We start from the raw sequence: 12,902 nt of genomic DNA, 5'->3' as shown, positions 1-12,902 counted from the left end.
GGGTGTCCGGCCGCCATTCATCCCTCTTTCCTCATCATTCACGCATTCACAACCTCTCTCTTTATGAAAACTAAGACGCTCCTTTTCCTCGCCCTCGCGGCCCTAAGCCTCACCACAGCCTGCCATAAAGCGGCTCACGAAGTGCCCAACATCACGCTCACCGTCGATCCCGGGCGCAAAATCTTCCTCAGCTTCGCCGGCAAGACGGACACCACGTCCATCCGCATCCAATGCGGAAAGCTGGACACCAGCTTCGTCATCGGCAAGAAGCGCACGCCGGCACGCTACTTCATCGCCGACGCGGAGAAGATGACGATCCACGGCGAGGTGGCGGCCTTCAATTGCAGCACCAACGGCGGCGGCATCACAGCCATCGACTGCAGCCGCGACACCATGCTCCGCAGTCTGGAGTGTCACGACAACGCGCTGACCGAGCTGAACGTCGGCGGCTGTTCCGGGCTGCGCATCCTCGAGTGCTACTCCAACCGCCTGACCACCCTCGACGTCTCGCGCTGCCCCTCCCTGGAGCGCCTCAATTGCAGCGACAATCTGCTGACAGCCCTCGACCTCTCCAAATGCCCCAAACTGGAGATGATCGCCTGCATCAACAACGGTCTTACGAAGCTCGACGTGACCATGTGCAGCAAGCTGTCCGTCCTCTACTGCTACCGCAACAAGCTCACCGAACTACAGCTGCGCGGCTGCGCCTGGCTCACCGAGCTGAGCTGCGGAAAGAATTACCTCCCCAACCTCGACTTCTCCGGCTGCAACTCCCTCCGCACCGCCTACTGCTGCGACAACGACTTCAGCTACGCCGCCACCGAAGATCTCTATCGCTCCCTGCCCGACCGCACCACCGAGGAGGAACCGGGCCACATCTTCATCCTCAACGAAGACGCCCTGCCCCCCGGTCGCACGGGTGCCGGCAACGAAGGCATCGCCACCCAGAAGCATTGGGAAGTGCTCTGGTGCCGCGGAGATTGGTGATCTTTCTTCCATCAAGAGGGCTACTGCGGCCGCCAGCGAAGCCAGATCTGGCACCCCGCCTATTTCGCCGGCGTCCCTGACGGCCCCTGCCGGGGCTGGGAAAATGGGCCCGGTACATTACATAGACGAATTCCGTACCCGCCCAATCTGGCCGGTGTCCCTGACGCCTTGATTTTCTTTTGCTTCCTTTTCTTGCATCAAGGCAAGAAAAGGAAGTGGGGGTTCGGGGGCAACGCCCCCAACTACACCATAGACATGATGATTATGGCACAGAAAGTGACGATACAAGTAGAAAAGCAGCCGGGCGACGAGGATTTCTTCGCCTGCTATATGCTGGACGATATACCGGGCTTTGGCCTTGCCGGCTACGGTGACACGGTTCAAGAAGCCATTGACGATCTCTACATTGCTCAGGAAGAGATGAAGGAGCTCTTTCACGAAGAGGGAAAAGCATTTCCCGAATTGGCATTTGAATTTCGCTTCGATGAAGACACCCCCGTACCCGAAGGCTTCCAGATGCAAGCCGAGATGGTTGCTTCATAACCATCGCATCAGATAGGCCCATACACCACACAAACCAAGCGGGGAGCGCGTTCCAACCGTCGGAACACGCTCCCCGCTTTTCGTTTTAGAACTATGCGTCGCGAGACGTCAGCTATCACATCGCCGCCAACCGTCGCGCGATCTCCGGCACATATCGCCGCACACCTTCGGGCAAGAAGAATCGCACGTCGTGTCCCGCACGGATGGCCTCGCGGATGAAGGTGGACGAGACGTCCATCATCGGCGCCGCCACAGCCCGCACGTCGGCCTTCTCGTCCGCAGCGATCTCTGGGGCGGGATAACCAGGACGTGGGTAGACCACGAGCGAGAACTCACGCCGGAGTGCCTCCGCATCGCGCCATCGCCCCATGTCCGCCCAGCTGTCGGCGCCAATGATGAGCGAGAATCGGCAGTCGGTGTGCGCCTCGCGCAGCGTGCGCAGAGTGTGGATCGTGTACGACGGTCGCGGCAGGCCGAACTCCACATCGCTGACCCGAAACCGCGGATAATCCCCCACGGCGGCCCGCGTCATCTCGAGCCGGAAAGCGTCGTCGAGCAACACGTACTCAGACTTGAGCGGGTTGCGTGGTGTGACCACAAACCACAGTTCGTCCACACCGCCGTACTCGCACATCCAGTTGGCGAGCATCAAGTGGCCCATATGAATCGGGTTGAACGACCCGGAAAAGATCCCCACGTGACGCATCATCCGTCGGCCCCTCCCCTACCCTTCGATAAACTCCCGCACCACGCGCACTACCTCGCGCTGCGCTGTCTCGAGATCGTCGTTGAGGATGACCACGTCGAAACGCGGAGCGAACGTCAACTCAAACTCCGCCTTCCGCAGCCGATCCTCGATCACCTCCGGCGCGTCCGTGGCACGCGTCACGAGCCGCTCCCGCAACGCCTCCACCGACGGCGGTCGGACGAAGATCGAGAGCGCCTCACCAGCGTATTGCTCGCGGATGTTGCATCCGCCCACCACGTCCACGTCGAAGACCACCGTCTCGCCACGCTCGCGAATGCGCTCCACCTCGGAGCGCAGCGTGCCGTAGAACCGATCGCTGTAGACTTCCTCGTATTCCAAAAAGTCGCCCGCAGCAATGCGCCGGCGGAACTCGTCGGGCGAGAGGAAGTAGTACTCCCGTCCGTCCTGCTCCTCACCACGCGGCGGCCGACTGGTGGCGGAGATGGAGAATCGCAGCGGCAATCCCTGCTGCAACAAGTGCCGAATCAGTGTCGACTTGCCCGACCCCGACGGCGCGGAGAAGATGATCAGCTTACCTCGTTTCATCGCTTACAGTACGTTGAGGATTTGCTCCTTGATCTGCTCCAGCACGTCCTTCATACGTACCACGATGATCTGCATCTCGGCGTGGTTACTCTTCGACCCGAGCGTGTTGATCTCGCGGCCGATCTCCTGCGCAATGAAGCCGAGCTTCTTGCCCTGTCCGTGCTCACTGTCGAGCGTGCGGAGGAAGTAAGTGAGGTGGTTCGCCAATCGATCCTTCTCCTCGTTGATGTCCAGCTTCTCGAGGTAATAGATCAGCTCTTGCTCGAGGCGGTTGCGATCGTACTCCACCTCACTGATCTTTTTCAAGTTCTCCGTCAGCCGACCGCGGATCTTCTCCACGCGTTCCTGCTCGTAAGGCTCCACCTCACGGAGCAGATCGCCGATGAGGCCGATCTTCTGCTCAAAGACACGGCGGAGCATGGCGCCCTCCTGCGTGCGGAAGTCGATCAGTCGCATGACGGCCTCACTGACTGCGCCGTGCACCGCCTGCCATTCCGCCTCACTCACCTCGCCGGCCTCACTGCGCACCGTCTCAGGCAGCCGGAGCAGCGTAGCGAACCAGTCCGTAGGCTCGGGCACACCAAGGCGACCCGCCAGCTCGTGAATCTGCTCGTAGTAACCCGTGACGGCCGCCGCGTTGATCCGCGCGGAGGTGTCCCGGCCGATGTATTCCACGTTGATGTTCAGATCCACCTTGCCACGCTCCAGACGTTGCAGCAGCTCGTTGCGTAGCTGCATTTCGCGTTCACGATAGACCGCGGGGATACGCACGGAGAGGTCGAGCTGTTTGCTGTTGAGCGATTTGATTTCTACGGTCACCTTCTTGTCGGGCAGTTCGGCGGTGACTTTACCGAAGCCGGTCATTGATTGAATCATATAATAATAGGTAGTTATCGGCCTGAGGCCGGGAGTTACAAATCGAGGAGACGTTGTGATGCGTAGTGGAAAGTGGTTATGAGGGAGGTGTGTCACCTCCGACGGCCGCAAAGGTAGGCGCTCGAGCCCCAACGTCTCTATTTTTGCCGCCCACATCAACAAACCTCAAGAGAAATGAACTTGCTGCATATCGAAACATCGGGCAAACTCTGCTCCGTCGCCTGGTCGACGGACGGCGAAGTGATGTTTGCCAAAACCATTTTTGAACCGATGAGCCACTCGGCCTACGCCGGCGCCATCGCCGAGGAAACGCTGACACACATGGGCGGCACCCCGCCGGACGCCGTGGCCGTGAGCGCCGGACCGGGATCGTACACGGGTCTGCGCATTGGCGTCTCGCTCGCCAAGGGACTGTGCGTCGGTTGGGGCGTGCCACTCGTCGCCGTCCCCACGCCGGAAGTGATCGCGGCCATGGCGCAGAAGGTGCACCGGCGCACAGACTGCCTCTATTGCGCCCTCATTGACGCCCGTCGGATGGAGGTCTACGCGACGCTCTTCGACGGCAATCTCAAGCCGCTCTGTGAGACACGTCCGGAGATCATCACGCCGGAGAGCTTCGCCACGGAGCTGGCCGACGCGGACGTCTGCTTCTGTGGCGACGGTGCGGAGAAATGTCGCGACGTGATTCGCTCACCTCGCGCCTCGTTCCTCGGGCAGATCACCCCTGTGGCGGCTGAGATGGTGCCCATCGCCGAGCGTGCATATGCCGAGCGTCGCTTCGTGGATACGGCCTACTTCGAGCCATTTTATCTCAAGGAATTCGTGGCTACCACGCCCCGAAAGAAGATCTAATCGGTGGGTAGACGATCGGGGAGGATGGGGTAGCCAATGGGGATACAACAGGGGGACGATGGGGATGCGATGGGGATAAAGGGGAAAAATCTTACGCCCTGTCCACGGAAGGGTAAAAATCGACAGGAATCGAGTTGTAGAGCCACTTATAAGGGTATAGACACCCCCTAATCGGCCCTGTTTATTGCCTGTCCACCCAAAAATTTTTCACCACCCATATCCCCATTATTGGGGATTCGTCTATCTTTGCCCCCGACTTACAAAAACAGAGAAGAAATATGGCTTACGTAATTAATGACGATTGTGTTGCATGCGGTTCATGCATTGACGAGTGCCCCGTAGAGGCGATTTCAGAAGGTAAGATCTACCTCATCAATCCACAGCTCTGCACCGACTGCGGTTCGTGCGCAGCAGTTTGCCCCTCAGAGGCTATTCATCCGGCAGCGGTATAATCCCACTGCAGCAACACGATCAATCGATCGTTGACGTGGAGTTCGGGAAGGCGAAAGACGCCCCCAGCTCCACGTTTTTTTTATGCCCTTACTTTCGGCTTTGGGCACCCCCATCGAGTATGCGTTTGGCTTGCGGCAGGCCTCGGCAGAGGCCGAGGAAGTTTGCCTGGTACAAGAAATGACAGGGATTTGTCCTGTACCCGGCCAAACTTCGCCGGCGGCCGCAGCCGCCCCCAAACAGGCGCCTGTTTACCATTGCGCAGATTGCGTAGCCCCAAACAGGCGCCTGTCTACTCTCGCGCAGATTGCGTAACCCCAAACAGGCGCCTGTTTACCATTGCGCAGATTGCGTAACCTCAAACAGGCGGCTGTTTACCACCGCGCAGGCTGCGTAGACCCAAACAGGCGCCTGTTCGGGGTTACAAAAAACTGAAGCGAAAACGCAGGCCAACTTTGAGGTACCCGGCCAACTTCGCTACCCCCCGCAAGGCCCTGTTTGCCATTGCGTAGATTGGAGTGAACCGGCAGGGGCCCTTTCTTTGCCCCCCCGGAGCGCGTGAACACGCGACTCCAACCCGATTACCCCTAACGATTTCAGAACGGATGGAAACTGCACTTTATCTGATCCCCGTCACGCTGGGCGATACGCCGCATGAGCGGGTGCTGCCGGAATACAACCGCGAGGTGGTGCGCGGCATTCGGCATTTCATTGTCGAGAATCTGCGCACGGCGCGCCGCTTCCTCAAGCGGGCCGACCCGGCGATCGACATCGACGCGCTGCATTTCAGCGAACTCAATAAGCACACGCCGCCCGAGGCCGTGGCCGCCATGCTGTCGCCGCTGGCCGAGGGGCAGCCCGTGGGCGTACTGTCCGAGGCTGGCTGTCCGGCGGTGGCCGATCCGGGGGCGGACGTGGTGGCCGTGGCGCAGCGCAAGGGGCTGCGGGTCGTGCCCCTCGTCGGGCCGTCGTCGATCTTGTTAGCCGTCATGGCCTCCGGGTTCAACGGCCAGCGATTCGCCTTCCACGGCTACCTGCCCATCGAGGCCGACCGCCGCACGCGCCGCATCAAGGAGCTTGAAGCCCGCATCTATGCCGAGGATGAGACGCAGCTCTTCATCGAAACGCCCTACCGCAACCAGCGACTGCTGGAGGAGCTGGTCCGCACCTGCCGCCCCTCGACGCGGCTCTGCGTGGCCGCAAACGTGACGTGCGCCGATGAGTTTATCCGCACGCGGCCGGTGAAGGAGTGGGCGCACAAGGCCCCGGACCTGAGTCACCGGCCGACGATTTTCGCACTGTATAAATAGCCCCCGAACGACCTGCACGGATGAAAGATCTGCTTCTGATCGGGCTCGGCAGCTGTCTGGGCGGCATGGCGCGCCACTTGGTGGGCCTGTGCGTGCGTCATTTGGGTGTGGCCTCTTTGTGGGGCACGCTTGCGGTCAACCTGCTCGGGTGTCTGCTGATCGGGCTACTGGCGGGACTCTTCGCGCGCCATCCGAACGTCTCGCTGGCGGCGCAACGCTTCCTGACGATCGGTGTGTGCGGTGGCTTCACCACGTTTTCCACCTTTTCGCGCGATGGCCTGACGCTTTGGCAGGAAGGCCGGTTACCGGCCTTTGCGCTCTATGTCGGCGGCAGCGTGGTGGCGGGCCTCGTGGCCGTCGCCGCGGGTTATCGGTTGGCGGGCGGCCACGCGTAGCGCATAAGGCCTTTTTCTGGATCTCATTTTACCTCTTATACTTTTTGTTTTTCGTTTATGGATAAAGAATTTCAGGCCCACGAGACGGCCGTGATCGACGCCGGATGCCGCATTGGGCGCGGTACTGTGGTGTGGCATTTTTCGCACCTCATGTCGGGATGCATCGTTGGCGAGCGTTGCTCGATTGGGCAAAACGTTGTCATCTCGCCGGGCGTCGTGCTGGGCAATGGCGTGAAGGTGCAAAACAACGTCTCGGTCTACACGGGCGTGACCTGCGAGGACGACGTCTTCCTCGGGCCCAGTTGCGTGTTTACGAACGTGATCAATCCGCGCAGCGCCGTGCCGCGCAAGGATGAGTTCCGCCCGACGCGTGTCGAACGGGGCGCCTCGATCGGGGCCAATGCCACGATCGTTTGCGGACATACGATCGGTGCCTATGCCCTGATCGGAGCGGGCGCGGTGGTGACGCGGGATGTCCCGCCGTATGCCCTCGTGGTGGGTAACCCGGCGCGGCATATCGGTTGGGTGAGCGAGTATGGTCATCGCCTCCGCTTCGATACCGACGGACGTGCCACGTGCCCCGAAAGCGGTGCGCGGTATCTATTGCAGGAAGGAAAGGTGGTGCGGGTGGATGAGTAACCTCCGCTTCTTGTCTTGACACGGAGAAAGGGACGAGAGAAGTTAGCCGGGTACATGTATGGAGAGATCCATCACGTACCCGGCTAATTTGGCTGGTGTCCCTGACACCTTAGTGGTTCTGATTGAGCAGCGGCAGGCTGACGGTGAAGCCGACGGATCGATAGCGACCATTCTCCCATCCGACGAAGACGCCGAGGCGCCCCACGTCGTCGAGGCCAAGGGAATAGCCGGCTTCGATGTGGTTGAAGCGGGGCCGAAGGAGCGCGTGCACATGCAACGCCTCGTTGAAGAGGGCGGACTGTAGGACGGGGAGCTGCTTCAGCAGGAGGTAGTCGGACGAATAGGTCAAGTGCGCCTGCAACCAGCGATCGTCGGCCGACTGCGCGTAGGGATCGAGCAGCTGGAAGGTGGCCGACATCGGGCGGTCGGAGACGTGCAGCGGCGAAGCGGCGAAGTGGCGACGGTCGGGCCGGTAGACGCGTCGCGCTGTGGGGAAGAAGCCGCCCTCCACACCGTAGAAGAAGCGCCCGAAGAGACCGACGCGCACCGTCTGCACGACAGACGCCGAGAACATGGTGAAGTCGGCCGCCTCTCCACCGCCGATGGGCAGTCCGCCGCGATAGCGCAGCATGAACGTAGGCCGCGGCGTTTCGGCATAGAACTTCTCTCCGAACCGTACAGAATACGGCCGCCGGGGCGTGTACGTCACGCGGACGTCGGCGATCCAGGCCGTATGGGAGGGCATGGGCGGATCGTTCGGATCGCCGGGCACGTTCGGGGCAGGTCGGCCGCCGAAGACGCTGTACGAGGTGGCATTCGCGAGCGCGGATCGTCGCTCGACGTGCAGCCCGGCCGAAAGACGTAGCCCGTGGGCCACATCGATGCGGTGCGTGAGTCCGACTGTCTGGCGGCGATAGAGTCGGGAGGCGTTCTCGGCAAAGAGTAACGAGGAGAGGGCATTGATCAGGCGTGCCGTGGCATACTCACCGGCATAATCCACCGTTGCATCGGAGGCCGTGAGGGTCAGCTCGCCGTGGCGCAGGGGATTGTAACGGAAGGTGGCGTCGAGTTGGCCGATGAAGGCACGACGTGCCGTAGCGTAGTAAGCCGCAGGCGTGATCTGCAGTGAGCGTCTACTGTCAGGGCGACGATAGGAGAACATCAGCCGTTGCCCGATCCAAAAGCCATCCACGAAATTGTATTCCGGCACGGCCCCGCGCAGTCCCTCGTAGCCGAAGGAGACGCTCGGACTGAAGCGCACCGTCTCGCCCACCAAACCCGTCCCAAGCCACCACACCCAGGAGCGCCGACGGACCGAATCGCGCGCCTGCTCCGACCGCACCACGGCGCGGAAACTGTCGCGGCGCTGATAGCTCACCGTTTCGTCGGGCTGGAGCGGCTGCGTACGGACAGCCTGCCAGTAAGCTGTGTCGCGGAGCAAGGCCAGCGAGTCGCGCGTGATGTGCACCATCGAGTCTCGCGGCTGTCGCTCCAGATCCGTCCCTCTCTGTTCGTCCTCCGACACCTGTTGCATGAGCTGCGCCATGCGATACGCGTCGCGCGTCGTCAGCTCCTCCTTCGCGGCCAGCTCCTCCAGCTTGCGGCGCGCCTTGGCCTGTCGCTTGGTCAGTGAGGGTCGCGCGGCCGGAGCCGTGGGGAGCGGTGGGATGTAGACCGTCGTCGAGGCCTCGTTGGCCACCACATTGCGGTAACGGACGGACGAGTAATAGCGCCCGTCGGCCTTAATGCCCATCACGCTGAGGTGTATCCGCGTGTCATAAGCGGTGGGCATCCAGACGTCTTTCCGCACCTCGTGAAAGACCATGCGATGGCTGACGGTGACACCCGGGCGGCGGATGTTGAGGTCGACCTGCTGCAGGCTCCAGGTGTGATCCAAGATGTAGATCCAGCCATCCACCAAGCGGCTGTCGTTCCGCCGGGGCGTGACGTAGATCTTATTGATCACGTGCCCATTTTCGTGCGTTACGCCGTCCAACCGGAAGCGGTAATAGCTGAACGCGCCCGGTGCCAGCGGCGAAACGCAACCCATGATCTCCGGGTCGTAGACGTTGGTGGTGAGGGCCGCGGCGGCGGCATCGTCGTCGTCCAGCTCGGCAGGCACGGTGGTGGAGAGCGCCAGGACGCGTTGGTCGAAGCGACGCGGCGCGGTGAAGCGCACCTCGTTATGAGACTCCAGGAGGAAGGTTTTATTCGAGAAGGTCTTGAGTTTGACGTTGCGCCCGTCGATGTTCACGGAGCCGATGCCGGGCAGCTTGCCGGTCTTGACGGTCCCCTTGATGTAGACGTCGGCTGTGTAGCTACGCACCATGTAGCGGTGTTGCGGCGCGTGGGCGATGGCGCGGCGCATGATGGCATAGGCGGGGTCTTCGGCGCCGGCGCGGACGACGACTTCACGGAGCGCATAAGCCATCTCTCGCAGCTCGACGCGCAGGCGATCCTTCGCGGCGTCGCCCGTAACGGTGAAGGGCACCACGACCTTCTCATAACCCAGGGCGGAGAACTCGCCCGTATAGTCGCCCTGCCCGAGGTGCGAGATGAAGCGGCCTGCCTCGTCAGCCACGATGCCCGTGGCCGTCTCGCGGACATAGATCGTGGCGTATGCGACGGGGCGCCCCCGATCGTCCACCACCTCGCCTTGCAGCGTCTGCGCCCTGAGGCTGGCCGTAAGGCTAAGGAGCAACCCGAAGACGAGCCCCAACGCCCGGACACAACAACGCCTCCCCCGCTGGTGGCTGAGGAGGCGAAAACGGCTCATGGATATGCGCTCACGTGCCATTTACTCGATGCGAATCGTTTGCATAAGCGCCCGTCCGTCCTTGAGGACGTAGGTGATATTCACGCGATACTCGCGGCTGGCGGTCTGCAACTTGCCGACCACAAATCCGCCGCCGTTCTTATCGGCCTGATGGACGACGGTGAAGCCCGTCGGCGGGTTACCCTGAAAGAATCGGCCGAGGATGGCTGCCGCCTCCGCCGCGCTCGCCCGCTGCGAGACGCCAGGCACGGACACGTCGGCCTCCGTGTACATCGATCCCGACAGGGCGCCCGTGTTGCCGCTCTTCATCGCCTCCGTGATGGGCGTGATGTCGGCCGCATACACTCCCCAGGCCGTAAACAGCGCCAGGATCATTGTCTTCAATTTTCTCATCATTCGTTCCTCCTATAATTAATGGGTTGGTTGTATTTTGAGAGATAGAAATCGGTGCGAGAGGGGGAGAAAAACCGCTGCACCGCGCTCTATCCGTAGCAAAAATAGATCCAATAGGCTTTACACGACAGCCGTTTCGCATTTATTCCGAAGGAAGATCCCAAGCGAAGCATCCGGCCGCACCGTTTTGCGCCCACCTACGGCACCCTTCGAAATCAACCGAATCAGATACACTTCAGATTGCACGCCATCTATCCCCAAACTTATCTGATCGACACCGTATGACATCACCTTTTATATCATCCTATTTTGTATTCGCCCGAATGGTATTCCATACCTATCGATACGTATTTGATCCACTCAAGATGGCGTGCCATCTAACCTAATTCAATTTTGTATCACATGGGATTGCGTGCAATCTAAAGCGAATCAATTCTGTTTTACATCGGATTGCATGCAATTCATAGTAAATCCATTTTGTATCGAATCGGATTGCGTGCAATCTGGAGCGAATCAATTTTATATCTAATAGAATGGCGTACAATCTGAAGCAAATCCATTTTGTATCAAATCGGATTGCGTGCAATCTGGGATGAATCAGTTTTGTATCGGATCGGATTGCGTGCAATCTGACCCGAATCAATTTTGCAAATGATCCGAGAGGATGGCATACGGCATAAAACAATCGTGCACCACGTCATAGGTTATCCCATCTGACGTAGTGCACGATTACTTATTCTTGAATATCTTTCTCGAGAGGCTGCGGACGAACGGAAACGACGCCGCGATGCCGTCACCCGAACGGCTCCCAGTGGGAGTTCATTTTTCCGCCGCTAACCCCCGCTCGATACGCCGATGATGGCACACGAGCAACTGCCCATCGGAGCCGTGGAGGTGCATGCCGTTGCCCTCGCAGTAACGAAACAGTTGGCAGTCGGCGCACTCGCCCTGACGCGCCCACTGGCGATCGCGGTAGGGCCGGAAACGGTTCTCCCAGACGTCCATGAAGCGGTCGCGATAGATGTTGCCCTGGTAATAGTCGGCCCGGATGCTGGGACAACCCGAGATGGAGCCGTCGGCCAGGACGGAGGCGGTGGAGACGCCAGCCGAGCACTCGTAGAAGTGGTCGCGGACGTCCATCTCGTAGCCGCCTAAGAAGCCCTCGCAGCCGTAAGAGACGTCGATCTGGCCCTCGCGGCGCGTCTCACGGAGGAAGCGCATGAGGCGGACGAACTGCTCGTCGGTGAGCTGCAATTCGGGCACATGCGCCGCGCGGCCAACGGGGAAGACGGTGAAGATGCGCCAGTGGCGAACGCCGAGGTCGATGAGGTAGCGCTTGAAGCGAGGCAAGTCGTCGAAGTTGCGGCGGTTGGCGCAGGTGACGACGTCCCAATTGACGTCCGTCGTCTGCGCTAGGCCGCGAATGGAAGCCGTGGCTGCGCGGAAGCTGTTGCGGTGGCCACGCATCCAGTTGTGATCGTCCTCAAAGCCGTCCAGGCTGATGGTGGCCGACCGCATGCCGGCAGCCAGCAATCCCGGCAACCGCTCGGCGAAAAGCAGTCCGTTGGAGACGATGCCCCAGGGAAATTCGCGGCGGTAAAGCTCGCGGCCACAAGCCTCAATGTCCGGGCGCACGAGCGCCTCGCCACCGGTGAAGATGATGAGCACCTTGTGCGGATTGACGTGCGGCCGGATCTCGTCCACCACGCGGAGGAAGTCGGCCATCGGCATGTCGGGCATGAGGGACGAGACGCGACAATCGCTGCCGCAGTGCCGGCAGGCCACGTTGCAGCGCAGCGTGCACTCCCAGAAGAGCGTGCGGAGCTCGTGCAGCTTGACGCGGTTGCGGTGCAGGCGGCGGAAGGTCTCGAGCGCGAGCCGTTTCTTGAGGTTGATCTTGATGTCGTTCATCTCTTCTTACGCTTGAGCGTGACGTTGACCTCCTTTTCCGCCGCGCCTTCAAACCAGCGATTGTCACCGCCCTTCAGGTCGCCCTTGGCAAAGCCGACCGTGACGCTGTCCGAGTCATAGGCGGGACGCGCGGTGGGATCCTCATACTTCAGTTTGACATACAGAGAATCCGGTGCCCATCCTGCGTTGTAGCGGTACGTGTACTTCCCGTCCGGATCGGTGTAGGTCGTGTCGTGAGGCGAGGGGTCGCTCTGCTTACCCCACTTCCCGTCCACGTTCGGCGCTACGATGCGCACCCCGGAGAGCGGTCGGCCCTCCTCGTCGGTCACGCGTCCCGTCACCTTAAAGTCGGCGCTCGGGGATCCGTATTCCATCTGAAATATTTTGTCGCAACCGGAGAATCCCAGCAGCGACAGCAGCCCCGCCAGCGCCCAGTTGGTGCCGCGGATCAATTTGCGATTCAGCTTCTTCATGAT

14 protein-coding genes are annotated in these 12,902 nt (G+C 60.7%); 7 read left to right on the top strand and 7 right to left on the bottom strand.

Translation table 11 applies throughout. The annotated features are described in order from the left end of the window. Positions 1-63: 63 nt before the first annotated feature. Together C7123_RS09420 and C7123_RS09415 are read left to right on the top strand one after the other, a co-directional pair. Positions 64-987: a leucine-rich repeat domain-containing protein gene (locus tag C7123_RS09420; protein ID WP_069174860.1), complete on the top strand. Its 924-nt coding sequence runs from the start codon at positions 64-66 to the stop codon at positions 985-987. A 264-nt stretch (positions 988-1,251) separates the two neighbouring features. Next, on the top strand, positions 1,252-1,530 hold the full coding sequence (locus C7123_RS09415; RefSeq protein ID WP_159049889.1) for a hypothetical protein: 279 nt from the start codon (positions 1,252-1,254) through the stop codon (positions 1,528-1,530). A 115-nt stretch (positions 1,531-1,645) separates the two neighbouring features. On the opposite strand, the gene nadD is transcribed toward C7123_RS09415, so the two are convergent. From nadD to C7123_RS09400, 3 genes are read right to left on the bottom strand one after another with little or no spacing between them, the layout of a single operon-like run. Next, positions 1,646-2,239, bottom strand: a complete 594-nt coding sequence (gene nadD / locus C7123_RS09410; RefSeq protein WP_069174858.1) for a nicotinate (nicotinamide) nucleotide adenylyltransferase — start codon at positions 2,237-2,239, stop codon at positions 1,646-1,648. A gap of 15 nt (positions 2,240-2,254) precedes the next feature. Further along, positions 2,255-2,824 (bottom strand): guanylate kinase, encoded by a 570-nt coding sequence (gene gmk / locus C7123_RS09405; RefSeq protein WP_069174857.1) that lies wholly within the window; start codon positions 2,822-2,824, stop codon positions 2,255-2,257. A gap of 3 nt (positions 2,825-2,827) precedes the next feature. After that, a complete protein-coding gene (locus C7123_RS09400) occupies positions 2,828-3,700 on the bottom strand; it encodes a YicC/YloC family endoribonuclease (protein ID WP_069174856.1) in 873 nt (290 codons plus the stop codon). Positions 3,701-3,874: 174 nt separating this feature from the next. Here C7123_RS09400 and tsaB point away from each other — a divergent pair, with 174 nt between their 5' ends. The 5 genes from tsaB (at position 3,875) to C7123_RS09370 (ending at position 7,346) form a co-directional block, all read left to right on the top strand. Then, a complete protein-coding gene (gene tsaB, locus C7123_RS09395) occupies positions 3,875-4,552 on the top strand; it encodes a tRNA (adenosine(37)-N6)-threonylcarbamoyltransferase complex dimerization subunit type 1 TsaB (RefSeq protein ID WP_069174855.1) in 678 nt (225 codons plus the stop codon). Between the two features lie 278 nt (positions 4,553-4,830). Beyond that, a complete protein-coding gene (locus C7123_RS09390) occupies positions 4,831-5,004 on the top strand; it encodes a 4Fe-4S binding protein (protein WP_083206808.1) in 174 nt (57 codons plus the stop codon). A 603-nt stretch (positions 5,005-5,607) separates the two neighbouring features. After that, entirely contained in the window at positions 5,608-6,312 is a 705-nt protein-coding gene (locus C7123_RS09380) for an SAM-dependent methyltransferase (RefSeq protein ID WP_069174853.1), read from the top strand. Between the two features lie 20 nt (positions 6,313-6,332). Beyond that, a complete protein-coding gene (crcB, locus tag C7123_RS09375; protein WP_069174852.1) occupies positions 6,333-6,707 on the top strand; it encodes a fluoride efflux transporter CrcB in 375 nt (124 codons plus the stop codon). A gap of 57 nt (positions 6,708-6,764) precedes the next feature. After that, positions 6,765-7,346: an acyltransferase gene (locus C7123_RS09370; RefSeq protein ID WP_069174851.1), complete on the top strand. Its 582-nt coding sequence runs from the start codon at positions 6,765-6,767 to the stop codon at positions 7,344-7,346. Positions 7,347-7,455: 109 nt separating this feature from the next. Here the strand turns inward: C7123_RS09370 and C7123_RS09365 are convergent, their stop codons facing one another. The 4 genes from C7123_RS09365 to C7123_RS09350 form a co-directional block, all read right to left on the bottom strand. After that, a complete protein-coding gene (locus C7123_RS09365; RefSeq protein ID WP_069174850.1) occupies positions 7,456-10,143 on the bottom strand; it encodes a DUF5686 and carboxypeptidase regulatory-like domain-containing protein in 2,688 nt (895 codons plus the stop codon). Then, positions 10,144-10,515, bottom strand: coding sequence for a DUF4783 domain-containing protein (locus C7123_RS09360; RefSeq protein ID WP_037981423.1), 372 nt, complete (start codon positions 10,513-10,515; stop codon positions 10,144-10,146). 819 nt (positions 10,516-11,334) lie between these two features. Further along, positions 11,335-12,426 (bottom strand): TIGR04133 family radical SAM/SPASM protein, encoded by a 1,092-nt coding sequence (locus C7123_RS09355; RefSeq protein ID WP_069174849.1) that lies wholly within the window; start codon positions 12,424-12,426, stop codon positions 11,335-11,337. Continuing rightward, positions 12,423-12,899 carry a radical SAM-associated putative lipoprotein gene (locus C7123_RS09350; protein WP_069174848.1) on the bottom strand — a complete coding sequence of 159 codons (477 nt, stop codon included), beginning with the start codon at positions 12,897-12,899 and terminating at the stop codon, positions 12,423-12,425. The genes C7123_RS09355 and C7123_RS09350 overlap by 4 nt, the downstream gene beginning before the upstream one ends. Between the last annotated feature and the right edge of the window lie 3 nt (positions 12,900-12,902).

The organism is Tannerella serpentiformis (genome assembly GCF_003033925.1).
GTDB lineage: Bacteria > Bacteroidota > Bacteroidia > Bacteroidales > Tannerellaceae > Tannerella > Tannerella serpentiformis.
Note: the sequence above shows the minus strand (reverse complement) of the source record. Positions and strands in the feature narration are given on the sequence as shown.

Bases quoted from the DNA above. Each gene is read 5' to 3' on its own strand.
- C7123_RS09420 (WP_069174860.1), top strand. From the start codon at position 64: ATGAAAACTAAGACGCTCCTTTTCCTCGCCCTCGCGGCCCTAAGCCTC.
- tsaB (WP_069174855.1), top strand. From the start codon at position 3,875: ATGAACTTGCTGCATATCGAAACATCGGGCAAACTCTGCTCCGTCGCC.
- crcB (WP_069174852.1), top strand. From the start codon at position 6,333: ATGAAAGATCTGCTTCTGATCGGGCTCGGCAGCTGTCTGGGCGGCATG.
- C7123_RS09415 (WP_159049889.1), top strand. From the start codon at position 1,252: ATGGCACAGAAAGTGACGATACAAGTAGAAAAGCAGCCGGGCGACGAG.
- C7123_RS09355 (WP_069174849.1), bottom strand. From the start codon at position 12,426: ATGAACGACATCAAGATCAACCTCAAGAAACGGCTCGCGCTCGAGACC.
- C7123_RS09360 (WP_037981423.1), bottom strand. From the start codon at position 10,515: ATGAGAAAATTGAAGACAATGATCCTGGCGCTGTTTACGGCCTGGGGA.
- C7123_RS09400 (WP_069174856.1), bottom strand. From the start codon at position 3,700: ATGATTCAATCAATGACCGGCTTCGGTAAAGTCACCGCCGAACTGCCC.
- C7123_RS09390 (WP_083206808.1), top strand. From the start codon at position 4,831: ATGGCTTACGTAATTAATGACGATTGTGTTGCATGCGGTTCATGCATT.
- C7123_RS09370 (WP_069174851.1), top strand. From the start codon at position 6,765: ATGGATAAAGAATTTCAGGCCCACGAGACGGCCGTGATCGACGCCGGA.
- nadD (WP_069174858.1), bottom strand. From the start codon at position 2,239: ATGATGCGTCACGTGGGGATCTTTTCCGGGTCGTTCAACCCGATTCAT.
- C7123_RS09380 (WP_069174853.1), top strand. From the start codon at position 5,608: ATGGAAACTGCACTTTATCTGATCCCCGTCACGCTGGGCGATACGCCG.
- C7123_RS09365 (WP_069174850.1), bottom strand. From the start codon at position 10,143: ATGGCACGTGAGCGCATATCCATGAGCCGTTTTCGCCTCCTCAGCCAC.
- C7123_RS09350 (WP_069174848.1), bottom strand. From the start codon at position 12,899: ATGAAGAAGCTGAATCGCAAATTGATCCGCGGCACCAACTGGGCGCTG.
- gmk (WP_069174857.1), bottom strand. From the start codon at position 2,824: ATGAAACGAGGTAAGCTGATCATCTTCTCCGCGCCGTCGGGGTCGGGC.